This window comes from Paraburkholderia sp. Clong3 (assembly GCF_050436485.1).
GTDB classification, from domain to species: Bacteria; Pseudomonadota; Gammaproteobacteria; order Burkholderiales; family Burkholderiaceae; genus Paraburkholderia; species Paraburkholderia tuberum.
Window position 1 is genome coordinate 2,174,812 of sequence record NZ_JBNDMH010000002.1, and the last position, 25,275, is coordinate 2,200,086.

The window sequence follows — 25,275 nt, forward strand, 5'->3', positions numbered from 1 at the left end:
AAAATCTTCGTCTTTCTTCGCTGCGGCGGCGCTCTTGCACGATTCGCGCACTCGCGTTGCCAGCCTCTTCACCGCTCGTTTTTACCGCCCAACACCATGACGTCCCAACTGCACAAAAAAGGCGAAGCCTGGTCGGCCCGCTTCTCGGAGCCGATGTCGGAACTCGTCAAACGCTACACGTCGTCGGTTTTCTTCGACAAGCGTCTGGCGTTCGTCGACATCGAAGGGTCGCTCGCGCACGCGTCGATGCTCGCCGCGCAGAAGATCATTTCCGCCGACGACCTCGCCGCGATCCAGTGCGGCATGGCGCAGATCAAAGGTGAAATCGAGCGCGGCGAGTTCGAATGGCAGCTCGACCTCGAAGACGTGCACCTGAACATCGAAGCGCGCCTGACCGCGCTGATCGGCGACGCCGGCAAGCGCCTGCACACCGGCCGCTCACGCAACGACCAGGTCGCGACCGACATCCGCCTGTGGCTGCGCGGCGAGATCGACCGCATCGGCGAGCTGCTCACCGAACTGCGCGTGGCGCTGCTCGAGATCGCGGAGAAGAACGCCGCGACCATCATGCCGGGCTTCACGCACCTGCAGGTCGCGCAGCCCGTCACGTTCGGCCACCATCTGCTCGCGTACGTCGAAATGTTCTCGCGCGACGCCGAGCGCATGATCGACTGCCGCAAGCGCGTGAACCGTCTGCCGCTTGGCGCGGCCGCGCTCGCCGGCACCAGCTATCCGATCGACCGTCACGCCGTGGCGAAGACGCTCGGCTTCGACGGCATCTGCGCGAACTCGCTCGACGCAGTCTCCGACCGCGACTTCGCGATCGAATTCACGGCCGCCTCCGCGCTCGTCATGACGCACGTGTCGCGCTTCTCCGAAGAGCTGGTGCTGTGGATGAGCCCGCGCGTCGGCTTCATCGATCTGGCCGACCGTTTCTGCACCGGCTCGTCGATCATGCCGCAGAAGAAGAACCCCGACGTGCCCGAACTCGCGCGCGGCAAGACCGGCCGCGTGAACGGCCATCTGATGGCGCTGCTCACGCTGATGAAGGGCCAGCCGCTCGCGTACAACAAGGACAACCAGGAAGACAAGGAGCCGCTGTTCGACACCGTCGATACGGTCGCCGACACGCTGCGCATCTTCGCCGAAATGGTCGCCGGCATCACGGTCAAGCCGCAGGCGATGCGCGACGCCGCGCTGCAAGGCTTCTCGACCGCGACGGACCTCGCCGACTATCTCGTCAAGCGCGGCCTGCCGTTCCGCGACGCGCACGAAGCAGTCGCGCTCGCGGTGCGCGTGTGCGCCGATCGCGGCTGCGATCTCGCGGACCTGACGCTCGACGAAATGCGCGGCGAACTGCCGAACGTCGCGCATCTGATCGGCGACGACGTGTTCTCGTATCTGACGCTCGAGGGCTCGGTGGCGAGCCGCAATCATCCGGGCGGCACCGCGCCCGAGCAGGTGCTGGCCGCGGTGAAAGCGGCGCGTGCGACGTTGAAGTAATCGACGCCTGGGCAGCGCCGTGAGCCTAAGCTTGCGGCGTAGCTGGTTGAACCGGAATCGAAAAGGCGAACCCGCTTGGCGGGTTCGCCTTTTTTATTGCCGCGTGTGAATGGCGAATCGAAGGCAAAAGAAAGCCCCCCAGAAGCGGGCTGAAAAGACTTCCACCGATGCCTCAGCAAGAGGCCATCAGAGTGTAGGCGGGTTTCGCTCGCCGACCAATGCGCGCACATTTCCGGCCATTACATCGGAACGCAAAGCGCCTCAGCGGGGCACGCACGATGACATCCGGCGGGCGAACGCCAATTGAATCCCGGCAGTTTTTGACTACCATTCAATCAGGTTCTCCTCGCGGTTCGTCGACGATGCTCTCTCGCACTTCTCCCCCTCCTGTTCCTCACCGTGTGGCTCTGCGCTCCTTCATGGCCGCTCGCATGCATCGGCTATCGCTCGCCGCGCTCGGTGTTGTCGCCGTGGCCGGTTGCACGATCACACCGCTGACGCCGCACGAAACCGTCAGCACACCGGTGGCCGCGATCAACAGCGCGACGCTCGATCAATATCGCGACGCGGTCGCACGACGGATCGTCGAGCGCAATCCGTCGTATGTGCTCCAGGGCAGGCCCCAGCCGATGCTGCGCTCGCTGGTGGTGGTGTCGTTCACGGTCGATCGTTATGGACACATCGTCGAGTCGTCGGTGTATCGCACGAACGGCGACGGCGAAGCCGAAAGCACCGCGCTCGCGACGCTGCGCCGCTCGGCGCCGCTGCCGCTACCGCCCGGCAAGCTGCTGAACGGCCGCGGCCAGCTCGAGCTGTTCGAAGACTGGCTGTTCAACGACAACGGCAAATTCCAGCTGCGCGAGCTCGCCTCGCCGCAAGCGGAAACGTACGACTGAGCGCGGTTGGCGCGTGCGCTGACACGCACCGCCCGGCGCAGCCGCGCATGGGTCGGCCACGCGCGAGCTACCCGAGTCATCGCGCATAACTCATAAAGCCGCCCTCGTTGCCGCGCAAACTTACGCCGCCATTGCTGCGCGACGAGCGCGCTCGCTATAATTTTCCGATTCCCCGCGCCGGAGCCTTCCGGCATGGCTCACGCCGTCCGCACACCCGCCGGCGCGGCGCATGAGCCGACTGCAGTGCCGCGCCGCCACCCCGCGTGCGGCGCCCAAACCTATACCTCAACGAGGATGCCGCCCTTGCGCGCCGCCTGTCTGCGACGCACGGCTCAGCGCGCCGCGGCCTCATACAATTGGAGACCCTGCATGTCCACTTCGCCGATTTCCGCCGCTCAGCCCGCAAGCGGGCAAAACAGTAGGGCGCGGATCATCTTCGCGAGCTTCATCGGCACCGCGATCGAGTTCTACGATTTCTATGTCTACGCGACCGCCGCGGCGCTCGTGATCGGACCGGTATTCTTCCCGCATGGCTCGGCCACCGCGCAGGCGCTGTCGGCGTTCGTCACGTTTGGCATCGCGTTCGTCGCGCGACCGATCGGCTCGTTCCTGTTCGGCCACTTCGGCGACCGCATCGGCCGCAAATCGACTCTGGTTGCGTCGCTGCTCGTGATGGGCCTGTCGACCACGCTGATCGGCTTCGTGCCGGGCTACGACGCGATCGGCAGCCTCGCGCCGATCCTGCTGTGCGTGCTGCGTTTCGGCCAGGGTATCGGCCTCGGCGGCGAATGGGGCGGCGCGCCGCACTGCTCGCCACCGAAAACGCGCCGGCCGGCAAACGCGGCTGGTTCGGCATGTTCCCGCAGCTCGGGCCCTCGATCGGCTTTCTCGCGGCCAACGGCCTGTTCTTCGCGCTCGCAATGTCGCTCTCCGACGAGCAGTTCCGCAGCTGGGGCTGGCGCGTGCCGTTCATCGTCAGCTCGGTGCTCGTCGCGCTTGGGCTGTACGTGCGGCTGAAGATTGCCGAAACGCCCGCGTTCCAGGTAGCGATCGAGCGCAAGGAGCGCGTGCGCGTGCCGATCGCGACGCTGTTCTCGCAGCACTGGCGGCCAACCGTGCTCGGCGCGCTCGCGATGGTGGTCTGCTACACGCTGTTCTACAACGCGACGACGTTCTCGCTGTCGTACGGCGTCGGGTCGCTGCATATTCCGCGGCAGACGTTCCTCGGCCTGCTATGCATCGCGGTCGTGTTCATGGCAATCGCGACGCCGCTGTCGGCCCGTGCGAGCGATCACTTCGGGCGTAAGCCGGTGCTGATCGTCGGCATCATCGCGGCGATCCTGTCGGGCTTCACGATGGCGCCGCTGCTCGGCAGCGGCGAGCCGTTGCTCGTGCTGCTGTTTCTCGTGATCCAGCTGTTCCTGATGGGCGTGACCTTCGCGCCGATGGGCGCGCTGCTGCCAGAACTGTTTCCGACCAACGTGCGCTATACGGGCGCCGGCGTCGCGTACAACCTCGGCGGAATTCTCGGCGCGTCGGTCGCACCGTATATCGCGCAGGTGCTCGCCGCGCACGGCGGCTTGGCGTGGGTCGGCGCGTACGTGTCGGTCGCCGCGGCCGTGAGCCTTGTCGGCGTGCTGTGCATGCGCGAGACGCGTGATGAGAGTTTGATGAAATGATGCAACGCGCATCGACGGAACGACGCTTTCGTCGATGCGCGTTTGCCGAGGTTCGATCGATGCTGCACCCGCGCAGTTTTTACGCGTCTGCGGCAGCATGCAGAGAGCATTATTTCCTCGCTGTTTCCGCGGCCCGGCCCGGGTAAAACCCCCGCCTTGCGCGTCCTTTTGACTTGCCTATACTCCCTGACATAACCCTATAAAAAACGGGGAGATCCGCATGAACGTCCATCTTCACAATGCCGATATCGTGACGATCATCGCGCTGGCCTTGCTCGGCTCGCTGCTGCTCGCGCTGCGCTTCCGTCCGAAGACATGGAAATCCGTCGTCGTCGAGGCGCTGGCCGCGAACGCCGCGGCCATTGCCGCGGTGGTCGCGTTCGAAATGCTGGTCGCCTGAGGCTGGTGCTCCGGGCCTGAGCACGGCGCGCGGCTTAGCGGTAGTAGTAGCCGTGATGGTAGTAGCCACCGCCGCCGTAGTAATAGCCCGGCGCCGGCGCGATAACGCAGCCGCCGAGTGCCGATGCGAGCAGCGTGCCGGCCACGAGAGTCAGGATCAAGCGTTTCATGTTGTTCTCCATCGAGTCAGATTGATTCGAGCGCAAACCCCGAATGACCCGATTGGACACGATGCGCGCCGCAGCGAACGTTGCCATTTGTAAGGGAACATCACCGAGCTGTTACAGGACGGGCGCGCTGGATCGGCGCGTTCGATCGACCGCCCCGCTGCCGCCGGATCGCGCCACCATGGCGGAAAACACCGCCTATACTCCGTTGAGCGCACTGTCGCGATAGCAGCCTTGCTGGCCGCGCCAGCGTCGCCGCAATCGAGCGGTTCGACGCGCGCCGTGCGAGCCTCGACGCACCGCGGCGTATCAGCTTGCCGCCCTGGCGTGCGCGCATCGGACGCTTCGGCGTCCAACGAAAAGCGACAGTTTTAACAGACGTGTAATCGATTCCTCTCCGCCCGCTGTTCCCCGACACGGGCGTTCTTTGAGGCGCGACGATGCAGTCTCCGCCAGCAAGGGTGGACTACGCATCGCGCCTCTTTTCTTTTGCGCAAACGATTGCGCGAGCGCGCGAACGAACTCAGGCGGCGGCTGATGCTTGCTGCATCGCGAGCACCGGCTCTGCCGCGTACACGTAGTCGATCGCTTCGAGCGCCGCGCTGATGGGGGGCACCGAGTCGCCGTCGCCGATCGAGGTCGAGCGATACGGCGCCTCGACGCCGCAATGCGATGGCGACGTCGCGACGAAGATCATCACGGTGCGCTTCTGCAGCGCATGCGCGAGGTGCACGAAACCCGTATCGGTACCGACCACGAGCGCGCACGCGCCGATCATCTGCGCAACTTCGGTCACACTCAACGGCGGCAGCACGGTCGCGCCTGGCACCTGCGCGGCGATCTGCCCGGCTTCGGCAAGCTCACCGTCCGAACCCCACGGCAGCACCACACGGAAACCGCGCTCGCTCAACTCGCGTCCAAGCGCCGCCCAGTGCGTGAGCGGCCATTTCTTGTCGGCTTTCGAGGTGGCGTGAAAGAGCGCCGCGACAGGCGCGTCTTGCGTCGCGAACGGCTGCGGGACGGTTTCGGGTAGCTGCAGGTCGTAGATGGGCGGTCCTTCCACTTCGTAGCCGAGCGCCTCGCTGGCGCTGATGCGCATGCCGTGCCACGCGTTGCCTTGCGGACGTGGGCCGAAACGCCCGGTGTAGGCGAACGCCGCGCCACGCTCGCCCAGATCCAGGGATTGATAGCCGATGCGCCGCGACGAGCGCGCGAGGAAGGCGATGATCGCGCTCTTGTAGACGCCGTGAATGTCGATGATGTAGTCGTAGCGATACGCGCGCAGCTCGGCGATGGATGCCCAGATCGCCTTCAGATCACTCCAGCGACGCGCCTTCTTGAAGCGGCGCAGCGGCGCGCACAGCACGCGATCGACGCCCTGGCTCCAATGCACGACTTGCGCGAATGCTTCGTCCGCCGCCCAGTCCACCTGAACGCCAGGAAATGCGCGTTTGATGTCGGCGACGACTGGCAACGCCTGCACGATATCGCCTAGTGAAGTGACCTTGACAATAAGTATTCGCTTCATTGATGGTCTGTTCGTTGTTCCAAGTTGAAACTATTCTAGCTGACGTTTTTACCGATCCCGCCAAATGGCCGTTGCGCGCGCGGTCCGATTTTCAATACGGCACGTTACAGCAAAAAATATCCGCCTGATGATTCACTTCACTTCATTATTTCAAACATCTTTCACGTATTCTGGTCGGTCCCGCACGCTTTATACTTGGCCCTTTGCACGAATCTAATTCATGTCCCGGCCCTTCCCTTCCCGTTCGCCCGCTGTCATGCGTCGCGCAAAACGCCTGTGGCGGCAATACGGCATCTTCTGGCTCGGTGCAATCGCCGTCGGCCTGGTCGCGGTGCTGTACGCGCGTCTGATCGACTGGGGGTATGACGCGTTTCTCGATGTCCGGCAGCGGTATGTGTGGGCGCCGCTCGTGATCACGCCCGCGGTTGCCGCACTCGCGGTCTGGCTCACGCGCAAGTTCTTTCGCGGCTCCGAGGGCAGCGGCATCCCGCAGGTCATCGCAACGCTGCACACGAAACAGCGCGGATACGGCACGCGGCTGCTGTCGCTGCGAATTCTGCTCGGCAAAATCGGCGTGTCGTTTCTCGCGATTCTCGGCGGCTTTACGATCGGCCGTGAAGGACCGACCGTGCAGGTCGGCGCCGCGCTGATGTTCAATCTGCGCCGGTTCTATCCGCGCTCGAATGCACAGATCGAACGGCAGCTCACGTTGGCGGGCGCGGCAGCGGGTTTGTCGGCGGCGTTCAATACACCGCTCGCGGGCGTCGTATTCGCAATCGAGGAATTGACGCGCAGCTTCGAGGCGCGCACGAGTGGCGTGCTGATCACGGCGATCATCATTGCGGGTGTCGTCGCACTGGGCCTGAACGGCAACTACACGTATTTCGGCACGATCCAGATCGGCGCGCATTTCCCTGATCTGCTCGCCGTCGCGGTGGTGCTCACCGCGATCGTCACGGGAATCGCAGGCGGTATCTTCGGCTGGCTGCTGCTCAATACCGCGCGCTGGATTCCGGAGCCGCTGCGTCAGTTGCACGGCGAGCGGCCGGTTGCGTTCGCCGCGCTGTGCGGCTTCGCGATCGCGGTGGTCGGCGTGATCTCGGGCGGCACGACGTTCGGCAGCGGCTATACGGAAGCGCGCGGCCTGCTCGAGGGACACGAGCAGTTGTCGGTGTTCTATCCGTTCCTGAAGATGATCGCGATGGTCGGCTCATACCTGCCGGGCATTCCGGGCGGCATCTTCGCGCCGTCGCTGTCGATCGGCGCGGGCTTCGGCAATCTGCTGCACATGGTGTTCGATTCGATGCAATTGCCGATGCTGATCGCGCTCGCGATGGTCGGCTATCTGGCCGCGGTCACGCAGTCGCCGATCACTTCGTTCGTAATCGTGATGGAGATGATCGACGGCCACGCTCTCGTGATTTCGCTGATGGCCACCGCGTTGATCGCGAGCCGAGTGTCCCGCCTGTTCGCGCCGCCGCTCTATGAGTCGCTCGCCGAGCGCTACGTGGCGCCGCTGCCGCAGCCCACGCCCGCGCCAGTGCCGGAAGTGCCCGAGGTCGAGGTGCCGGAAGCGGAAAGCGAGGACGGCGAGCCGAGCGCCGACGATGCCGCAGGCGACATCACGACGGATACCGCCGACTCGCCGCGTCAGTAGATGCGCGAGGGCGACGCGAGGCTGACGTTGCGCGGGTAACGGCACCGCTGGAGTGCAACGGTTCATTTCGACCGGGAAATGGCGAGCGCCGTGGAGATGCGAAGAGACGGCTTCAGACAGAAGCCAGACGACGAGCCGAACGCCGCACCGCATCACGTCGCTGCGACGCGACGCCCTGCGACGTCCTGCACATGATGCGAGATGGACCGCGGTCCATCCGAAGCTCAGGCCTGGGGTATTTCGATCTTGACTTCGAGCACTTCGAGATCGTCCTGACGCTCGAGACTCACGCGTATGTCGTCGTCGGAAATCTTCACGTACTTCGAGATCACGGCCACCAGTTCGCGTTGCAACGCAGGCAGATAATCGGCGGGCGCATGGCCGCCGGCGCGCTCGTGCGCGATGATCAACTGCAGGCGTTCCTTCGCTACCGACGCGGACTTCTTTTTCTCGCCCAGCAAAAACGAAAGAATCGACATGACGTGCGCTCCCCTTACTTGGTGCCGAAGAGGCGCTGCAGCAGCCCGGGCTTCTGGTAATCGACAAAGCGAAGCGATTTCTGCTCGCCGAGGAAACGCGACACGACGTCCTTATAGGCTTCGGCCACATCGGTGCCGTCCAGATGCACGGCCGGCAGACCCTGGTTCGACGCGTGCAGCACCGCTTCCGATTCCGGAATCACGCCGATCAGATCGATGCGCAGAATTTCCTGGATGTCGGTCAGCGACAGCATTTCGCCTTCGCTGACGCGCTTCGGGTTGTAGCGGGTGATCAGCAGGTGCTCCTTGATCGGTTCCTTGCTTTCGATCGCGCGCTTGGTCTTCGACGACAGGATGCCGAGAATGCGATCGGAGTCGCGCACCGACGACACTTCCGGGTTCGTCACGATCAGCGCTTCGTCGGCGAAGTGCATCGCAAGCAGCGCGCCCGACTCGATACCGGCCGGCGAATCGCAGACGATGTATTCGAAGTCCATCGCGATCAGATCGTTGATGACCTTCTCGACACCTTCCATCGTCAGCGCGTCTTTATCGCGCGTTTGCGAGGCCGGGAGGATGAACAGGTTCTCGCATTTCTTGTCTTTGATCAGCGCCTGGTTCAGATTCGCTTCGCCCTGGATCACGTTGATCAGGTCGTACACGACGCGGCGCTCGCAGCCCATGATGAGGTCGAGGTTGCGCAGGCCGACGTCGAAGTCGATCACGGCGGTCTTGCTGCCGCGCAACGCGAGGGCCGACGCAAAGCTCGCGCTCGTGGTCGTCTTGCCCACGCCACCCTTGCCCGAAGTCACCACAATGATTTTTGCCATTACCCTTACCTTGTGTTCGTCAAATGCGTCAATTGGTGCGCGGCCCGCCTCGCCGTGAAACGCCGCGTGCCGCAATCGCTCGGGGCAGCGCGCGTTTCGCGGCGCTTTACGTGAGCCGCAGCGGTTCGATCATCAGTTTTTCTTCTTCGAGCCAGATCTGCACCGGCTTGCCGAGCACGTCGGCCGGCAGCGGGTTCTCGGTCGTTCGATAGATGCCCGCGATCGAGATCAGCTCCGGTTCGAGACACGTGCAGAAGATGCGCGCGTCGTGATTGCCCTGCACGCCGGCCAACGCCCGGCCGCGCAGCGGCGCGTAAATGTGGATGTTGCCTTCCGCGATCACCTCGGCGCCATAGCTGACCAGACCGAGCACGACCAGATCGCCTTTTGCGTAAATACGCTGACCCGAGCGCAACGGCTTGTCGACCACCATCGTTTGCGGCGACGTGGCAAGACGCACCGGCTCGGCGGCGGGCGTGGGTTCGACGGCGGCGGCAGCGGCCGTGCCCGTGGCCGCGCTAGCGGCTGCGGATGCAGAGCTGGCGGACGCGCTCGTGCCCGCGCTTGCCTCGGTGCCTGCTGCCGCGTTTGCCGCGCTCGCCGTGCTGTCCTCATCGGCCTGCTTCGCCGGCGCGCCGCGGCGATCGCGCGCTTCGAGCAACGGCAATCCCGACTCCGTCGCCCACTGTTGCTCCGCATTCGCGACCACGCCGACCGGACGCATGCGCACGCTGTCGAGCAGTTGCGCGATGTCGGCGAGCGGCACGCGTTCGTTGCCGGCGAGACGCCGCACGTCGATCGCGACGACGTCGTTAGCGAAGAATTCGGGGGTCGCCTCGAAGCGTCGCGTCAGCTCGGCACGCATCGCATCGAGGTCGGTCGTTTTGACCACGAACATCAGCGTGTCGACAGAGCCGCTGCGCAGTTCGAAAAAGGGCGATTTCTTGGGCGACATAGCGTTCGGCGAAAAATTTTGCGTATTTTACAGGCGTACAAGCGCGCGGCCACTATTTTTCCCGGGAGAATCGGTGCTCGCGCGCGCGAGCGCAACGCGTGTCGTCGATGCGATCGACGCGCGACGGTGCGAAAGAAACGCTGGCGGGAAAAAGACCGTGATGAAGGGACGGCGAAGACGAGCGGCGCGCGCGACGCGCCGCTTGGGCGATCACTGCTGTAACACCTGCGAAGTAGTCGGCACGTGCCGCACCAGCAGACTTTCGACCTGCTCGGGTGCGCGCTCGACGCGCCGGTGCTCGCCGGTCGGGCCAAAGCCCAGCGCTTCGTAAAAGCGCATCGCGTTGCGGTTCGCGTCGGCCACCCACGCGTAGATTTCCGTGGCGCCCGCATTCGCGAGCCAGCTGCTCGCGGTATCGACGAGCAGCTCGCCGCCGCGCAGATGGCGCACGGCCGGCGCCACCCACAACTCGCAGACGAACGCGCGGCGCGCCGCGGTGTCGTCGAAATGCGCCTCGATCAGCCCGGCCGGATGACCCTCGGTATAGAGCAGGAATGCACCGACGGACTGCGAAACCGCGTGATTCGCCGCGGTCGCGTCGAAACTGGCGGCATCGGCCGACAACGCGTCCTCGAGCGTCGCGCCGAAGGCGTACGGCGCCTCCCGCAGCGAGGCAGTGCGGAGTTCGCGAAAAACGGCGCCCTGATCAGCAGTGATGCGGCGAACGGTCAATGACGGACTCATGCAGACGAAACCCCTGGAAACCCTAACGCGTAGCTTTAACCGAACCGGCCGGCGAGTCAAATTTATTATTGACCAGAATATGCGGTCCCGCTCACGGCGCGTCGTAGTCGCCCGTGCCGTCCGGCCACGGCGTCAGCAGTTCATAGCCGTCGTCGGTCACGGCGACCATGTGCTCCCATTGCGCCGATAGCGAGCGGTCCTTCGTGATCACGGTCCAGCCGTCGCGCTGTACCGACGTGCCGGCGCGGCCCGCGTTGATCATCGGCTCGATCGTGAAGACCATGCCCGGCTTCAGGCGCACCCCCTGCCCCGGCTGCCCATAGTGCAGCACCTGCGGGTCCTCGTGATAGACCTTGCCGATGCCGTGCCCGCAGTAGTCGCGCACGATCGAGAAGCCCTCGCGCTGCGCGACCTTCTGGATCGCGTGGCCGACGTCGCCGAGCGTCGCGCCCGGCTTCACCTCGCGGATGCCGGCCACCATCGCCTCGTAGGTCGTGTCGATCAGCGCACGCGCGACCGTGCTCGACTGGCCGACGCAGTACATGCGGCTCGTGTCGCCGAAATAGCCGTCCTTGATGATCGCGACGTCGATGTTGATGATGTCGCCGTCCTTCAGGATCTCGTTGCGATTCGGGATGCCGTGACACACGACATGATTGACCGACGTGCAGACGGTCTTCGGAAAGCCCAGATAGCCGACATTGGCCGGAATCGCTTTCTGCGTGTGGACGATGTAGTCGTTGCACAGCGCGTCGAGGTCCTCGGTGGAGACGCCTGCCTTGACGTGCTCGCCGATCATTGCCAGCACATCGGCCGCGAGGCGGCCCGCAATGCGCAGCTTCGCGATATCGTCGGGAGTCTTGTAGGTAATGGCCATGAAATCAGTCGATGTGAGTCGCGGGTCAAGCGCGAGACGACCCGTCGCGCCCGAAAGCCCGGCGGCCCGCAACCGCCGCTCGATTGGGCGATTTCGGGCAATTGTACAGAGGATCGCGGATGGACCCCGCGCAAATCGGCTGAAGCGGTGCGCGGCAGGAGGCGGTGGCGCTAGCGGAGCTATGCCGTGGCGCGCGCCCGAATCATAATGACGGGCTTTTGCTCGGCCAGCTTGCGGGCCTGCTCGTTCAGATGGACTGGCGGCAAAGGGACTCGAACGATCATCGAGCCGGACATCGTGATCGTTCAGTTTCCCGAACTAAAATTCGGGCGTCCCGTCATGCCGCCCGCTGCGTTCCGCCCTTCGCCATATCGTACGGATCACGCTGATTGCGGGCGTACTGCTTCGGCGCCATTGCCGACCAGCGCCGGAACGCGCGAATGAATGCCTTCTCCGACGCAGCGGTGCACTATGCGTCGGTCGTCGCGCTCGGCGAGACGGCCTCCGCGATGGAGCAGCTGAGCGCGACCGTGCAGATCAATGCGAGCAATGTCGAACAGGCGAGCGAACTCGCGCGCGGCGCGTCGAACCTCGCCGCGCATGGCCGCGACGCTGTCGGCAGCAAGATCGAAACGATGTGCGCGATCCACACGGGCTCGGCGCAGATGACGGGCATCATCAGCACGATCGCGAGCATCGCATTTCAAACCAACATCCTCGCGCTCAACGCAGCGGTCGAAGCCGCGCGTGCCGGCGACGAGGGTCGCGGCTTCGCGGTCGTCGCCGGCGAGGTGCGCGGCCTCGCGCGAGATTGGCGCGCTGACCGCCGCTTCGACGTCAAGCGTCGAACGCGGCGCGGGACTCGTCGGAGACGCGGGCGGCACGATGCAGCAGATCGAAGCGGCGATCGCGCGCGTGACCAGCATCGTCGGTGACATTGCGCAGGCGTCGCGTGAGCAGAGCGATGGGATTCAGCAGGTGGGCATCGCGATCACGCAGATGGACGAGGTCACGCAGCAGAATGCGGCGCTCGTCGAGGAAAGCGCGGCGGCCGCCGCGTCGCTCGCGGAACAGGCGCGGGCGTTGAGGGAGGTGATGGAAGGGTTTCGGGTGGGATGAGACGCCCGTCCCCTGGCCTCGATACGCTGAAGGCAACGGTTGGGCGCCGCTGTCAGGCCCGGCGACGTGCTGCCCTTGACACCGGGCAGCATCGACCACAGACGCGCGGGCCTGCTTACGTCAATATCCGCGGCTTAGTTGTCCGGATGGGCCGCCGTGAAGCTTTGGAACGCACTGTACGACGGATTCAACGGCGAGCCGTTCATCATGATGCCGAAGGTCTGGTCGCCGCTGTCGAGCACGTAATACATGACGGCCTGGATATTGTGCGTCTTGCGGTTCTGATAGAACTCGCCGAGCTTCGTCGTGATGTAGTTCCCACGATAGGTCTCGTTTTGCTCCGGTCCGGTGTTCCACTCGGTGATGATGAACGGCACGCCATACCGGGCCTTGCAATAGATCGGCAGATCGAAGCCAGGTTGGGCGCCGTCCGCACCGAGGGAGAACACATCGCCATACACCTCGTAGTTGTGCCACGTGGTGATGTCCCAGCGCACGGTCGGGTGACCGCCGCTGCCATCCGGCTGATTACCGTCCCACAGCGCGTCCGCCGCGCCGACATCGTTCACGCAGAAATTGATGCCGCACTTCGCGTTCGACTGAACCGCTTTCACGCCGTCGATCATCCCGCGCATCACGCCGCGCATCACCGGCCAGTTCGCGTTGTTGAAGTCCGCTGCCTTCGTGCCCGCAGCGTTGAAGTCGAGCACGGTGGCGTTCGTGCGCGTCAACTCGTTGCCGCATTCGTAAATGGTCACGCCATACGGTTTCAGTGCGTTCGCGACCGACTGCGCAACCGCGTAACCCTGGCTGTAAGCGGCATTCTCGCCAGCCAGCAGGTTGCCGTTGGAGTCGTAGACGCCCTGGTCGATCAGCGCGACCAACGTCATGCCCGCCGCCTGGAAAGCCTGTGCGAGCCCGATCGCCGCGTTCAGCTGGTTCGAACTGTTGGTGACGCCGACGCGATAGCTCGTGCAGCCCATGGCCTTCAGGATCGAGACGATCTGCTGGGGCGTGTACGTGTAGTCGAAGTGGCCGTTCATGCCATAGAACATGCCGGCCTGCGGTGTGATCGCGATGCGCGGATCGTTGCAATGCAGCCATAGGTTGGGGACGTCCGCAGTGACGTAGAACTCGCCCCCCGTGCCGCAATGCCAGATCTTGCCGCCGTAGAACAACACGAGCGACACGTTGTACGTGATGCCGAACGTCGCGCCGTTGCGATAGATGACGCCGTTGGAGAGCGTCCACGTCGCGCCGAACTGGTCGATGATGTACGGCGCGGAAGGCAGTGAGGTGCCATCGGGCGACATGTTCGGGACACTCGCCTTCGCGACCGGCGACGTATTGTCCGCGGTGCTGGAGGTAGCGGACGCACCCGAAGCTGCCGCGGCACCGGAAGCACCGGTCGCGGCGGCTGCCTTGCCAGTCGCATTCGATGACCCACTGCCCCCACCACACGCGGTCAAAAGATAACTTGCGCTCAGGGCCGTCAGGCCCCCAATGAATTGACGTCGTTTTATCATCGCGGAGTAATTCCAAATGTCGGGAAAATTCCCGATAAAAAGACCAAAATGTGAATTCGTTGTGATTCGACGGACAATCAATAAGGATTCGATGCAAATGAATTTGCAGGCCTTAAAGACTATTGTCCCGAAGTGCTTTGAACGCACGTCTGTGTTGTCCGATTGAACCGAGGCGCGCGAAGGTGCTCCTCGCGGTGGTTCAGATTGACAGGGCTGGGTGCGCGTTGGTTCGCAAACGTTTGCGGTGCAAACGTTTTACTGATTAATTGCCGAAGCTTTCATTTTCAGGAAAATTCTTCCTGTAAAAGCTTCTGACGGCGTAAATCGTACCCTGAACGAATGACCGAGCCCAACCAAAAATCGTAAGTGTTCAGGAAAAATTGATTTGAAAATCGGCGCCGTACCTGCTTAGCAGTGCTGCGAGTTCGGCATCGATGGTCTCGCGCGTCCAGGTGAGGGCTCGACGCCATCGGTATTTCAGGTGCCGCCAGACGATCTCGATCATGTTGAGCTCGGGGCTATAGGCAGGCAGGTAAAACAGGATGACCTTATGTTCGAGCAGCCAACGTTGGCGCGTCGCGTCGCTGATACCGTGATGGATGCTGGCATTGTCCAGCACGATCACCGTGGGCAGACCGTTCCCGGTGGCGAGCACACTGTCGATGAAGCACTCGACATCCTGGGCTTTAATGGTGCCGGTATGCGCGGCGTGGATCAGCGTGTTTTCGCCGAAGTCCAGTGCGCCGATCACGCTGCGGCGGCAGTGATGGTTCGGTTCGACCTGGTGAGGCAAGCCTCGTGGTGACCAGCTACGTTGAACCGGCGGCGATCCATGGAAGCCCGCCTCATCGAGATACACCAACCGCACGGCGTCCCCGCGTGCAGCCTGTTGGAGTTTCTCGAGTGTGGCCTGTTTCATTGCGAACGCTTCTTCGTTGCGCTTTTTTTGAGCGCGTAGCGGTTGCGCTTGAACGAAAAGCCGTTGCGCTTGAGAGCTTCGCCCAGCGTTTCGACCTTGCAGGGCAGCGGCTCGTTGAGCGCGGCTTCGACGCGCTGGGCAATGCCACCAAGGGTCAGCGGTTCGGCGCGGGCGATCTCAAGGGCCACAGCGATCTGGGCTTCAGTCAGCAGCGCATGCCGGCCGCCGTTATGTGCGCCCATCAAGCCGCATATGCCCCGCTCGCGCCATGCGTGCGACCAGTTGTAGACGCTCTGGCCACTCACGCCCAGTTGCGCCGCAATGGCGCGGGCCTTGAGGCCACGTCCGAGCATCAACAGGCCCGCCGCGCGTGTGCGCGTATCCCGATGACGGTGATTGATCGACATCTGCTGCAATGTCAGCTCCTCGACTGCCTTCAACACTACGACACACTTCATCCACGACCCCGGCACCGACCAAGACGCCAGGTTAGCCAAAGTCAAACCGTTTTACCAGGAACACTTATTTATCTGTAAAAAAGGGCAGATCTTGCGGAGATCTGTGGGGTCGGCGAAGATTCGCACTTTCAGAAGTCGATCGGGGGGCGGGTCGCCCGCAAATTTTCTGACTTCGACCCCTTATAGCGTGCAACAGCCACGCCCCGAATATGTCCGGTATATGAATTAGGGGACAGTGCAGTACGGATGACTTAAGATATTTGTATGGAAATGAGATGAAAAAGACCACGAGCAACGAATGGCTTATGTAAAAAATTGAAACAAAGGATTTCGCCAAAATAGAAATGATGCTTGAATAATTTCGAATTGCCTTGGCAAAGCCATTCGAGAACTCAAAGCAAAAACCCCTTGATCTCGGTGAAATCAAGGGGTTTCAGAATTTGGCGGAAAGGGTGGGATTCGAACCCACGGTACGGGAAAACCGTACGCCTGATTTCGAGTCAGGTACATTCGACCACTCTGCCACCTTTCCGGGTATTCCAACTCGCTACTGCATCGTCGGATCCAAGCGGGCCGTTGCTTGGGAGAAAAAGATTATAGAACAGCTCGAATCAGTTTTCCAAGCCCCCTCGTCCAAAAAATTTCTAGAAAATTTTCGCGGGACCTCGATGCCGTTCGCGGCATCCATCGTCAGACACGCGACGACACCGCGCCTGCGCGCGCATCGGCGACGCTCAGGCCGCCGGCACTTGCAGCCGCTCGACGCCGCCGAGGTAGGGCCGCAGTGCCGTGGGCACCGTCACCGAGCCATCGGCGTTCTGGAAGTTCTCGAGCACCGCGACGAGCGTGCGGCCCACCGCGAGACCCGAGCCGTTGAGCGTATGCACGAGCTCCGGCTTGCCCTGCGCGTTGCGGAAGCGTGCCTGCATGCGTCGCGCCTGGAACGACTCGGTATTCGAGCAACTCGAAATCTCACGATAGGTGTTCTGCGCGGGCAGCCACACTTCCAGGTCGTAGGTCTTCGCTGCGGAAAAGCCCATGTCGCCGGTGCACAGCGTGATCACGCGATACGGCAGTTCGAGCTTTTGCAGAATCGCCTCCGCATGGCCGACCATCTGCTCGAGCGCGTCGTACGATGCGCCTGGCGCTACGACCTGCACCATCTCGACCTTGTCGAACTGATGCTGGCGGATCATGCCGCGCGTGTCGCGGCCATACGAGCCCGCTTCCGAGCGGAAGCACGGCGAGTGCGCGGTCAGCCTGATCGGCAGCGCGTCCGCTTCGACGATGCTCTCACGCACCGTGTTCGTCAGCGAAATTTCCGAGGTCGAGATCAGGTACTGCGTGACCGTGTGTTCACCGCCGCCCTTTTCGACGCGGAACATATCGTCCGCGAACTTCGGCAGCTGGCCCGTGCCGTACAGGATGTCGGGATTGACGATGTACGGCGTGTAGATCTCGGTATAGCCGTGCTGCTGCGTGTGCGTGTCGATCATGACCTGCGCGAGCGCGCGATGCAGCCGCGCAATCTGGCCGCGCAGCATCGTGAAGCGCGCGCCCGACAGCTTCGCGCCGGTCTCGAAGTCGAGGCCGAGCGGCGTGCCGACGTCAACGTGATCCTTGACCTCGAAGTCGAACTGGCGCGGCGTGCCCCAGCGGCGCACTTCGACGTTGCCGGCTTCGTCGTTGCCGACCGGCACGCTTTCGTGCGCGAGATTCGGCACGTCGAGCAGCAGATCGGACAGACGCTTCTGGATGTCTTCGAGCTTGACCGCCGACGCCTTCATCTCGTCGCCGATGCCGCCGACTTCGGCCATCACCGCCGACGTGTCTTCGCCGCGTCCTTTCATCGCGCCGATCTGCTTCGACAGGCTGTTGCGGCGCGCCTGCAGTTCTTCGGTACGGGTCTGGGTATCGCGGCGTTCCGCTTCGAGCGCGGTGAAGGCCGCGACGTCGAGGGTATAGCCGCGGTCGGCGAGGCGCTTTGCGACGCCGTCGAGGTCTTTGCGCAGCAGCTGGATGTCGAGCATGGGATGGGACGGATGTTCGTTGTATGAAAACGCGATTTTAACGCACCGGCAAAGGTGAAACGCCTCAAGCCTTCTTCGGCTTGTTCTCGGCGCGCCACCGCGCATCGAGCTCGCCAAGGCGCGCGAGCTTCTCGCCGATCTTGCCTTCGAGACCACGCGGTGTCGGCTCGTACCAATGCGGTTCGCGCATGCCGTCGGGCAGATAGGTTTCGCCGGCCGCGTACGCATCGGGTTCGTCGTGCGCGTAGCGGTAGTCGTGGCCGTAGCCGAGTTCCTTCATCAGCTTCGTCGGCGCGTTGCGCAGATGCACCGGCACCGCGCGCGACTGGTCCTTGCCGACGAAGCGCCGCGCCTCGTTGTACGCGTTGTACCCGGCATTCGATTTCGGCGCGACCGCCAGATAGATGATCGCCTGCGCAAGCGCGAGCTCACCTTCGGGCGAACCGAGACGCTCGTAGGTTTCGGCGGCGTCGAGCGTGATGCGCGCAGCGCGCGGGTCCGCGAGGCCGATGTCTTCCCACGCCATGCGCACGATGCGACGCGCGAGATAGCGCGGGTCCGCGCCGCCGTCGAGCATGCGGCAGAACCAGTACAGCGCGCCGTCCGGGTTGCTGCCGCGCACGGATTTATGCAGCGCGCTGATCTGGTCGTAGAAGGCGTCGCCGCCCTTGTCGAAGCGGCGCAGATTCTCCGCGAGCGCGCTGCCCAATAACGCGCCGTCGATTTCGGTGGTCTTCTGCCGGGCGGCCGCGCGCGCGACGATCTCGAGGTTGTTCAGCAGCTTGCGGCCGTCGCCGTCGGCGGATCCGATCAGCGCGGCGCGCGCTTCGTCGGTGAACGTGAGGCCGCCGAGTTCCTTCCGCGCGCGCTCGAGCAACTCGCCCTGTTCGTCGTCGGTCAGGCTCTTCAGCACGTAGACGGCGGCGCGCGACAGCAACGCGCTATTGACCTCGAACGACGGATTCTCGGTCGTCGCGCCGACGAACACGAACAGGCCCGACTCGACGTGCGGCAAGAACGCGTCTTGCTGGCTCTTGTTGAAGCGATGCACTTCGTCGACGAACACCAGCGTCTGATGGCCGTTCGCGCGATGGATCTGCGCGGTTTCGACCGCCTCGCGGATATCCTTCACGCCCGACAGCACCGCCGACAACGCGATGAACTGCGCATGAAACGCATCGGCCATCAGCCGCGCGAGCGTGGTCTTGCCGACGCCCGGCGGGCCCCACAGGATCATCGAATGGGCCTCGCCCGATTCGAACGCGACCCTGAGCGGCTTGTTCGGACCGAGCAGATGCGACTGGCCGATCACTTCGTCGATATTGCGTGGCCGCAGGCGTTCGGCGAGCGGAACATTGGCACGGGTTTCTTCAAACATGACGTTTTGGGGATAATCTCGGCTTTCCGGGGCACGCACCGCTTCGGAGCAGCGCCTCGCGGGACAAGCGCAAAGCCCGCGTCCGGCCGGAAACACAGGCACGAACGCGGGCAACGTCCTGCATTATGACAGTGACGGCGGCCAAGCGATGGCCGACCCGGGGCGCCGGCAACGCAAAGAATCACAGCACCACCAACAGGAACGAACATCAGATGGCTCAAGATTCCGTCGCCGGCGACGCCGGCTCCACCTACGCGCCGCTCACGCCGGTGCCCGACGCGCGCCGCGCGTTTCGCACCGGCGACGCGTTCGCGCTGTGGTTCTCGCTCGGCATCGGCCTGCTCGTCGCCCAGGCGGGCGCGCTGCTGGTGCCGGGGCTGTCGCTGCCGCATGCGCTCGTCGCGATCGTGCTCGGCAGCGTGATCGGCGTCGTGCTGCTCGCGCTCGTGGGCGTGATCGGCACCGACACCGGGCTCGCGGCGATGTCGTCGCTGCGTCCGACGCTCGGCGTGCGCGGCGCGTCGGTGCCGGCCGTGCTGAACATGGTGCAACTGGTCGGCTGGGGCTCGTTCGAGGTGATCGTGATGCGCGATTCTGCCGATGCGCTCGCGAAACAGGCGTTCGGCCTGTCGATGCCGCTCGTGTGGACCGTGATCTTCGGCGTGCTCGCGACGCTGCTCGCGATCAGCGGCCCGCTGTCGTTCGTGCGGCGCTTTCTGCGCAAGTGGGGGATCTGGCTGCTGCTCGCGGGCGCCGCGTGGCTCACGTGGAACCTGCTCGCGCGCCACAATCTCGCGGACCTGATGCGTCGTCCCGGCACCGGCGAGATGTCGTTCGGCGGCGCGGTCGACCTCGTGGTCGCGATGCCGCTGTCATGGCTGCCGCTGATCGCCGACTACACGCGCTTCGGCCGCCGCGCCGGCGAGACGTTCCGCGGCACGCTATACGGCTATGGCATCGCGAACATCTGGTTCTATGCGCTCGGCGCGGTCTACGGGCTCGCGGCCGGCGGCGGCGATGCACTGCTGACCGGCGCGCTCGCGCAAGCGGGCGGCGGGTTTGCGCTGCTGCTGATTCTGATCGACGAAATCGACAACGCGTTCGCCGACATCCACTCGGCCGCGGTATCGACCGGCACGTTCTGGACACGCGCGAGCGTGCCGTTGCTGTCAGCCGCGTTCGGTGCGCTGTGCACGCTGATCGCGCTGCTCGTGCCGATGGCGAAGTACCAGAACTTCCTGCTGCTGATCGGCTCGGTATTCGCGCCGCTGTTCGGCGTCGTGCTGATGGATCACTTCATCGTGCGCAAGCGTCGCGTCGACGCCGCGGTGCTCGCCGATGTGCGCGGCCGCTACGGCTTCTCGGGCGGCTGGCACCTGAGCGCGTTCGTCGCTTGGGCGATCGGCATCGCCTCGTACCAGGTGATCAATCAATGGCTACCGAATGTCGGCGCGACGCTGCCGTCGCTTGCGATCGGCGCGGTGTGCTATTACGCGTTCGTATCGGCGCGCAAGACCGCGTATGCGTGAGCGCGTCACCCTCAGCGCGTTGCATTAGACGCAGCTGTCACAAAATAAAAAAGACCTGCAATCCAAATGCAGGCCTTTTTTTGTGACCGTCGAACGGCCAATCACAGGGCGCGCCGCGGGCTATTTTTTCGCCGCTTTGCGCCGACGCGATTCGGCCTTGCGACACAGATCCGTGAGCAGCCAACGGGCGACGGTCTCCGGCCGATTCGGCGCGTACGAGGCGAATTTGCTCTCGTTCGCGAAATGGACGACGACGGTGCCCGTCATGACGCGATAAGTTCCGGCGTAGTTTACGCCGTCCAGTTCCACGCTTAGCGCGTGGGTGGTTTCATATTCCGCGAAAGTCAAAATAAATGCGATATCTCGAAACGAGACATTATCGCTACGATTTTTCGGAAGTCAAAAAAATATGCAATTGGTTGCATATTAAATTATCACCGGCGGTAATTCTTGCGTTTCCCGCTCGAAAACCCAAATAACGGGCTGCCGGATACGTTAGATAACCTGACCGCCTTACTGCCGTTCAAGCGGAACCGCCGGCGTATCGGCGAAACGCTCGAGCGCGCGATTGCCTTCCCGATGGGCTTCGGCCTCATCGATAAAGGTTTTTTCACTATATGCAACGACCTTGAAACCACTTCCGGCCGCGCGCGGAACCGTTATTCCCCAATGCCACCCGCCCTCCTGCTGGAACACATGGAGGGATGGGGACAAGCGTGAATCGTGTGAAGAAGACAATCTCATGACATGCCTCACCTTTCCAGACATCTGAAGCGACAACCCAGATTCGATCAGTTTAGGCGTTATTTTGTTGCGTTGCAGCAAAAAAATTGTTAGAGATTGCGTACCCAATCCCGGAAAATGATCGGACGCGCCAACTCCAGCCCATGAGCAATGCCGCTCTTTCCAGTCTCGCACTAAATCATTACGTCTGCCGGTACGACGATTTAATGTTCGTCGCGGCGCCGGGCGCGCATCCCTAAGCAATCCACGCGCCGCGCGAAATAAAAAGCCGCGCTCGACAAGCGCGGCTTCGCGGGCGTTTGCAAAGGCGCCAGTGTCGGCGCCTACCGCGCGGTTTATCCGTTGATCACATCCGCGCCCTTCGGCACCGTGAACTTGAATGCATCGGGCGGCAGTTGCGGATTTTTCTGGATGTTCGAGAACGTGAGCAGCGTCACGTTACCGAACACGTCGTGCAATTCCATCGCTTCGAGATTGCCGTCCTTGAAACCGATGCCGACGCGCTCGAACTGCGTGTCCTTCGCCTTCGGCGTCAGTTCGAGCCAGTCGATGCCGGCCTTCACGCCCGCGTCGCGCAGCGAGAAGTTCTTGTCCAGATCGTTGCTGCCGAACAGGATCGCCGCCGGGCTTGCGCCGAGCGCGTTGCCGAGCGGGCGCACCGTCACCTGGTTCAGATCCTTGTCGTAGACGTAGAACTTGTCGCCGTCCGCCTGCAGCAATTGCGAGTAGGGCTTCTCGTATTGCCAGATGAACTTGCCGGGCCGCGCGAACATGAACGTGCCGCTCGACGTGGTCGGCTTGGCCGGGTTCGCGGTGGACAGCGCGCCGCTCGCCGCGCCCTGCGCCTTGCTCGGCGCGCGCACTTCCTGCTGCACGAAGGTGCCGCGCGCCGAATGGACCTGCGCGATGAATGCCTTCAGTTGCTCGGTGCCGCTCGCGAATGCGTGCGAGGCGACGAACAGAGACGCACCGATCGCGACACTGCCCACGGCGCGCGCGATCTTGCGCATGCCGCGGGACACGCGCTCGCCGAGGCGGCCCGCTCGACGCTGTCGGGCATCCTGCTGCGCGATTGCTTGCATAGGTTTTTCTCCCTTGAATGAATTCGGTGATGGGCTGCGCCGGCTCGATGCACTCGCTGAACACAGCCTGACTGGCCCGGCGTCGAGCCGCAATGGCGCACCGGACGGTGCACGCGGCGTCGCTCGCGATGGCCGCCATGGCTCGTTGCGGCTATTCCGCCTCGCGCGCCGGCGCCAGGATCTCGCGATTGCCGTTCGACGACATCGCCGACACCACGCCCGAATTCTCCATCTGTTCGAGTAGACGCGCCGCCCGGTTGTAGCCGATGCGCAGATGCCGCTGCACGAGTGAAATCGACGCGCGGCGATTCTTCAGCACGACGTCGACCGCCTGATCGTATAACGGGTCCGACTCGCCTTCGGTGGACGCGGTTCCCGCCGAGCCTTCGTCGCCCTCGCCGCTCACGCCGCCTTCGAGAATGCCCTCGATATAGTTCGGCTCGCCCTGCTCCTTGAGCTTGTCGACGACGCGATGCACTTCATCATCCGACACGAACGCGCCGTGCACGCGCACCGGCAAACCGCTGCCTGGCGGCAGATAGAGCATGTCGCCCATGCCGAGCAGCGACTCGGCGCCCTGCTGGTCGAGAATCGTGCGCGAGTCGATCTTCGACGACACCTGGAACGCCATACGGGTCGGCACGTTGGCCTTGATCAGGCCGGTGATCACGTCGACCGACGGACGCTGCGTAGCGAGAATCAGATGGATGCCGGCCGCGCGCGCCTTCTGCGCGATCCGCGCGATCAGCTCTTCGACCTTCTTGCCGACGACCATCATCAGGTCGGCCAGTTCGTCGATGACGATCACGATGTTCGGCAAACGCGTCAGCGGTTCCGGATCGTCCGGCGTCAGGCTGAACGGATTCGGCAGCTTCTCTTCGCGCTTGGCCGCTTCGTCGATCTTGTTGTTGTAGCCGGCGAGGTTACGCACGCCGACCTTGCTCATCAGCTTGTAGCGGCGCTCCATTTCGGCGACCGCCCAGTTCAGCGCGTGGCCCGCCTGGCGCATGTCGGTGACGACCGGACACAGCAGGTGCGGAATGCCTTCGTAGACGCTCATTTCGAGCATCTTCGGATCGATCAGGATCATGCGCACCTGCTCGGCGCTCGCCTTGTACAGCAGCGACAGGATCATCGCGTTGATACCCACGGACTTGCCCGAACCAGTCGTGCCGGCGACGAGCAAATGCGGCATCTTCGCGAGATCCGCGCACACGGGCTTGCCGCCGATGTCCTTGCCGAGACCCATCGTGAGCGGCGACGCGGCATCCGCATACACGGCCGAGCCGAGAATTTCGGACAGGCTCACGGTCTGACGGCGCTGGTTCGGCAGCTCCAACGCCATGTAGTTCTTGCCCGGAATCGTTTCGACGACGCGAATCGACACGAGGGACAGCGAGCGCGCGAGATCCTTCGCGAGATTAACGATCTGACTGCCCTTCACGCCCGTGGCCGGCTCGATTTCATAGCGCGTGACGACGGGCCCCGGATACGCGGCGACCACGCTCACGTCGACACCGAAGTCCTTCAGCTTCTTCTCGATCAGGCGCGACGTGAATTCGAGCGTGTCCGCGGAAATGGTTTCCTGCGCGGCTGGCGCGGGATCGAGCAGCGCGATGGGCGGCAGCGTGGAGTCGCCGGGCAGATCGGTAAAGAGCGGCACCTGGCGTTCCTTCTCGACACGCTCCGACTTCGCCGGCGTGGCGAGCGGCGGCACGATCACTACGGGCTCGTGCTCCTCGATGCGCACGCGGCCCTTCTCGACCTTGCCTTCGCGCTTCACGGCGGCCGCTTCGCCGAGCTTGCGATCGAGCCCGGCCTCGCGGCGCAGCTTCGCGAACGTCACCGCGGAAATGATCGATTCGCCGACCTTCTCCGCGACCGACAGCCACGAAAAACGGAAGTACAGCGACAGCCCGATCCCGAGACCGAGCAGCAGCGCGAGCGTGCCACCGGTGAAGCCGAGCGCATGCGAGATGCCGCGCGCGACAGCCTCGCCGATCACGCCGCCAGGCGCGCGCGGCAACTGCACCTTCAGCGACCACATGCGCAGCGCCTCGAGGCCGTTGCACGACAGCAGCACGAGCATGAACGCGAACGCGTCCGCGAGCCAGCTGACGCCGCGCGGCGCGTCGTCGTCCTGCGGCTCTTCGTTGCGGGTGATGCGCTTGTAGTTCGCGGAGATGTGGCGGCCGAGCAGCACGATCCACCAGTAGGCGGACAGGCCGAACAGCAGCAGCAGGATGTCGGAAGTCCACGCGCCGACGCGGCCCGCCCAGTTCGAGATATGGTCGACCTGCGCGGCATGGGTCCAGCTCGGGTCGTGCCTGCTGTAGCTGACGAGCGACATCAGCAGGAACACGCCGAGGGCCACCTGCAGAATCCAGCGGATTTCGGTGAAGAGGCGCGACATGCGGTGCGGCAATGCCTGCGCGCTCGCGGTATAGGGAGCTTTTGCCATTGATCCTGTTGCCTGGGGTAGCCGGTTCAGGCTGAAACTGCCGCCGGGAACGCGGCCCGAGCCTCGCCGCGCACGGCTTCGGGCCCGATCCCGGCTACCGGAAACTTCGATCCGGGCTATTGTAAACGCTGTGTCCCGCGCGAGGCTGTAAATGACGGTAACCTGGCTGTTTGACCACAGATGCATGCGCGAGGCGCGCTGAATTCGCCGTATCGCGCCGCGGGCTCGCCCCGAGCGCCCACGCCGCCACGCTATCGCGGCGATCAGAAAGCTTGATGGCGCAGCGGCACGCCCCGCCCTTTATAATGCCCGACT

At 63.7% G+C, this 25,275-nt stretch carries 21 protein-coding genes, 1 tRNA gene and 2 pseudogenes; 8 read left to right on the top strand and 16 right to left on the bottom strand.

Features of this window, described 5'->3' with window-relative positions; translation table 11 throughout:
* Positions 1-96: 96 nt before the first annotated feature.
* The 4 genes and pseudogenes from argH (at position 97) to OKW30_RS14235 (ending at position 4,478) form a co-directional block, all read left to right on the top strand.
* Positions 97-1,503 carry an argininosuccinate lyase gene (gene argH, locus OKW30_RS14220; protein WP_429346954.1) on the top strand — a complete coding sequence of 469 codons (1,407 nt, stop codon included), beginning with the start codon at positions 97-99 and terminating at the stop codon, positions 1,501-1,503.
* A gap of 419 nt (positions 1,504-1,922) precedes the next feature.
* A complete protein-coding gene (locus tag OKW30_RS14225; protein WP_262421532.1) occupies positions 1,923-2,399 on the top strand; it encodes a TonB C-terminal domain-containing protein in 477 nt (158 codons plus the stop codon).
* A gap of 369 nt (positions 2,400-2,768) precedes the next feature.
* Positions 2,769-4,078 (top strand): annotated as a pseudogene (locus OKW30_RS14230) (MFS transporter).
* 220 nt (positions 4,079-4,298) lie between these two features.
* A complete protein-coding gene (locus OKW30_RS14235; RefSeq protein ID WP_184065415.1) occupies positions 4,299-4,478 on the top strand; it encodes a hypothetical protein in 180 nt (59 codons plus the stop codon).
* Positions 4,479-4,512: 34 nt separating this feature from the next.
* Here OKW30_RS14235 and OKW30_RS14240 read toward each other — a convergent pair whose 3' ends face one another.
* Positions 4,513-4,647 (bottom strand): hypothetical protein, encoded by a 135-nt coding sequence (locus OKW30_RS14240; RefSeq protein WP_260321106.1) that lies wholly within the window; start codon positions 4,645-4,647, stop codon positions 4,513-4,515.
* Between the two features lie 520 nt (positions 4,648-5,167).
* Entirely contained in the window at positions 5,168-6,172 is a 1,005-nt protein-coding gene (gene waaC, locus OKW30_RS14245) for a lipopolysaccharide heptosyltransferase I (protein WP_429346955.1), read from the bottom strand.
* Positions 6,173-6,392: 220 nt separating this feature from the next.
* Between waaC and OKW30_RS14250 the strand changes: the two genes are divergently transcribed.
* Positions 6,393-7,829 (top strand): chloride channel protein, encoded by a 1,437-nt coding sequence (locus OKW30_RS14250; protein WP_260336405.1) that lies wholly within the window; start codon positions 6,393-6,395, stop codon positions 7,827-7,829.
* 224 nt (positions 7,830-8,053) lie between these two features.
* Here the strand turns inward: OKW30_RS14250 and minE are convergent, their stop codons facing one another.
* From minE to map, 5 genes are all read right to left on the bottom strand, one after another.
* Positions 8,054-8,308 carry a cell division topological specificity factor MinE gene (gene minE / locus OKW30_RS14255; protein ID WP_008922443.1) on the bottom strand — a complete coding sequence of 85 codons (255 nt, stop codon included), beginning with the start codon at positions 8,306-8,308 and terminating at the stop codon, positions 8,054-8,056.
* A gap of 14 nt (positions 8,309-8,322) precedes the next feature.
* A complete protein-coding gene (minD, locus tag OKW30_RS14260) occupies positions 8,323-9,138 on the bottom strand; it encodes a septum site-determining protein MinD (protein ID WP_184065409.1) in 816 nt (271 codons plus the stop codon).
* Positions 9,139-9,244: 106 nt separating this feature from the next.
* The gene (gene minC / locus OKW30_RS14265) at positions 9,245-10,093 is read right to left on the bottom strand and encodes a septum site-determining protein MinC (protein WP_184065407.1); all 849 of its coding nucleotides are present in this window, start codon (positions 10,091-10,093) and stop codon (positions 9,245-9,247) included.
* A 210-nt stretch (positions 10,094-10,303) separates the two neighbouring features.
* On the bottom strand, positions 10,304-10,837 hold the full coding sequence (locus OKW30_RS14270) for a GNAT family N-acetyltransferase (RefSeq protein WP_090803490.1): 534 nt from the start codon (positions 10,835-10,837) through the stop codon (positions 10,304-10,306).
* A gap of 91 nt (positions 10,838-10,928) precedes the next feature.
* Positions 10,929-11,714 (bottom strand): type I methionyl aminopeptidase, encoded by a 786-nt coding sequence (gene map / locus OKW30_RS14275; protein WP_184065403.1) that lies wholly within the window; start codon positions 11,712-11,714, stop codon positions 10,929-10,931.
* Between the two features lie 485 nt (positions 11,715-12,199).
* Between map and OKW30_RS14280 the strand changes: the two are divergent.
* Positions 12,200-12,833: pseudogene (locus tag OKW30_RS14280) on the top strand (methyl-accepting chemotaxis protein); the annotation flags it as partial.
* A gap of 134 nt (positions 12,834-12,967) precedes the next feature.
* On the opposite strand, the gene OKW30_RS14285 reads toward OKW30_RS14280, so the two are convergent.
* From OKW30_RS14285 to OKW30_RS14310, 6 genes are all read right to left on the bottom strand, one after another.
* Complete coding sequence (locus tag OKW30_RS14285) at positions 12,968-14,359, bottom strand: hypothetical protein (protein WP_184065400.1); 1,392 nt, start codon at positions 14,357-14,359, stop codon at positions 12,968-12,970.
* A 370-nt stretch (positions 14,360-14,729) separates the two neighbouring features.
* A complete protein-coding gene (locus OKW30_RS14290; RefSeq protein WP_429345693.1) occupies positions 14,730-15,278 on the bottom strand; it encodes an IS630 family transposase in 549 nt (182 codons plus the stop codon).
* Positions 15,275-15,736 carry a helix-turn-helix domain-containing protein gene (locus OKW30_RS14295; protein ID WP_429345692.1) on the bottom strand — a complete coding sequence of 154 codons (462 nt, stop codon included), beginning with the start codon at positions 15,734-15,736 and terminating at the stop codon, positions 15,275-15,277. Before OKW30_RS14295 ends, OKW30_RS14290 begins: the two co-directional genes overlap by 4 nt.
* A gap of 441 nt (positions 15,737-16,177) precedes the next feature.
* Positions 16,178-16,268: transfer RNA gene (locus tag OKW30_RS14300), tRNA-Ser, on the bottom strand.
* A gap of 202 nt (positions 16,269-16,470) precedes the next feature.
* Positions 16,471-17,766 carry a serine--tRNA ligase gene (gene serS / locus OKW30_RS14305; protein WP_429346956.1) on the bottom strand — a complete coding sequence of 432 codons (1,296 nt, stop codon included), beginning with the start codon at positions 17,764-17,766 and terminating at the stop codon, positions 16,471-16,473.
* 64 nt (positions 17,767-17,830) lie between these two features.
* A complete protein-coding gene (locus OKW30_RS14310) occupies positions 17,831-19,144 on the bottom strand; it encodes a replication-associated recombination protein A (protein ID WP_187629581.1) in 1,314 nt (437 codons plus the stop codon).
* A gap of 212 nt (positions 19,145-19,356) precedes the next feature.
* Between OKW30_RS14310 and cytX the strand changes: the two genes are divergently transcribed.
* Positions 19,357-20,673, top strand: coding sequence for a putative hydroxymethylpyrimidine transporter CytX (cytX, locus tag OKW30_RS14315; protein ID WP_184045622.1), 1,317 nt, complete (start codon positions 19,357-19,359; stop codon positions 20,671-20,673).
* A gap of 120 nt (positions 20,674-20,793) precedes the next feature.
* Here cytX and OKW30_RS14320 read toward each other — a convergent pair whose 3' ends face one another.
* Complete coding sequence (locus tag OKW30_RS14320) at positions 20,794-20,982, bottom strand: hypothetical protein (RefSeq protein WP_244144826.1); 189 nt, start codon at positions 20,980-20,982, stop codon at positions 20,794-20,796.
* Positions 20,983-21,123: 141 nt separating this feature from the next.
* Between OKW30_RS14320 and OKW30_RS14325 the strand changes: the two genes are divergently transcribed.
* The gene (locus OKW30_RS14325) at positions 21,124-21,393 is read left to right on the top strand and encodes a hypothetical protein (RefSeq protein WP_429346957.1); all 270 of its coding nucleotides are present in this window, start codon (positions 21,124-21,126) and stop codon (positions 21,391-21,393) included.
* 359 nt (positions 21,394-21,752) lie between these two features.
* Here the strand turns inward: OKW30_RS14325 and lolA are convergent, their stop codons facing one another.
* Together lolA and OKW30_RS14335 are read right to left on the bottom strand one after the other, a co-directional pair.
* Positions 21,753-22,499: an outer membrane lipoprotein chaperone LolA gene (lolA, locus tag OKW30_RS14330; RefSeq protein WP_184065389.1), complete on the bottom strand. Its 747-nt coding sequence runs from the start codon at positions 22,497-22,499 to the stop codon at positions 21,753-21,755.
* A 151-nt stretch (positions 22,500-22,650) separates the two neighbouring features.
* Complete coding sequence (locus tag OKW30_RS14335; protein WP_184021169.1) at positions 22,651-24,960, bottom strand: DNA translocase FtsK; 2,310 nt, start codon at positions 24,958-24,960, stop codon at positions 22,651-22,653.
* Positions 24,961-25,275 lie beyond the last annotated feature (315 nt).

Excerpts from the sequence above, each read along its gene's own strand:
- waaC (WP_429346955.1), bottom strand. The coding sequence starts at position 6,172 with ATGAAGCGAATACTTATTGTCAAGGTCACTTCACTAGGCGATATCGTG.
- minD (WP_184065409.1), bottom strand. The coding sequence starts at position 9,138 with ATGGCAAAAATCATTGTGGTGACTTCGGGCAAGGGTGGCGTGGGCAAG.
- OKW30_RS14270 (WP_090803490.1), bottom strand. The coding sequence starts at position 10,837 with ATGAGTCCGTCATTGACCGTTCGCCGCATCACTGCTGATCAGGGCGCC.
- OKW30_RS14335 (WP_184021169.1), bottom strand. The coding sequence starts at position 24,960 with ATGGCAAAAGCTCCCTATACCGCGAGCGCGCAGGCATTGCCGCACCGC.
- OKW30_RS14235 (WP_184065415.1), top strand. The coding sequence starts at position 4,299 with ATGAACGTCCATCTTCACAATGCCGATATCGTGACGATCATCGCGCTG.
- cytX (WP_184045622.1), top strand. The coding sequence starts at position 19,357 with ATGGCTCAAGATTCCGTCGCCGGCGACGCCGGCTCCACCTACGCGCCG.
- OKW30_RS14310 (WP_187629581.1), bottom strand. The coding sequence starts at position 19,144 with ATGTTTGAAGAAACCCGTGCCAATGTTCCGCTCGCCGAACGCCTGCGG.
- minC (WP_184065407.1), bottom strand. The coding sequence starts at position 10,093 with ATGTCGCCCAAGAAATCGCCCTTTTTCGAACTGCGCAGCGGCTCTGTC.
- OKW30_RS14295 (WP_429345692.1), bottom strand. The coding sequence starts at position 15,736 with ATGAAGTGTGTCGTAGTGTTGAAGGCAGTCGAGGAGCTGACATTGCAG.
- OKW30_RS14290 (WP_429345693.1), bottom strand. The coding sequence starts at position 15,278 with ATGAAACAGGCCACACTCGAGAAACTCCAACAGGCTGCACGCGGGGAC.
- OKW30_RS14240 (WP_260321106.1), bottom strand. The coding sequence starts at position 4,647 with ATGAAACGCTTGATCCTGACTCTCGTGGCCGGCACGCTGCTCGCATCG.
- serS (WP_429346956.1), bottom strand. The coding sequence starts at position 17,766 with ATGCTCGACATCCAGCTGCTGCGCAAAGACCTCGACGGCGTCGCAAAG.
- lolA (WP_184065389.1), bottom strand. The coding sequence starts at position 22,499 with ATGCAAGCAATCGCGCAGCAGGATGCCCGACAGCGTCGAGCGGGCCGC.
- OKW30_RS14250 (WP_260336405.1), top strand. The coding sequence starts at position 6,393 with ATGTCCCGGCCCTTCCCTTCCCGTTCGCCCGCTGTCATGCGTCGCGCA.
- argH (WP_429346954.1), top strand. The coding sequence starts at position 97 with ATGACGTCCCAACTGCACAAAAAAGGCGAAGCCTGGTCGGCCCGCTTC.
- OKW30_RS14225 (WP_262421532.1), top strand. The coding sequence starts at position 1,923 with ATGGCCGCTCGCATGCATCGGCTATCGCTCGCCGCGCTCGGTGTTGTC.
- map (WP_184065403.1), bottom strand. The coding sequence starts at position 11,714 with ATGGCCATTACCTACAAGACTCCCGACGATATCGCGAAGCTGCGCATT.
- OKW30_RS14285 (WP_184065400.1), bottom strand. The coding sequence starts at position 14,359 with ATGATAAAACGACGTCAATTCATTGGGGGCCTGACGGCCCTGAGCGCA.
- minE (WP_008922443.1), bottom strand. The coding sequence starts at position 8,308 with ATGTCGATTCTTTCGTTTTTGCTGGGCGAGAAAAAGAAGTCCGCGTCG.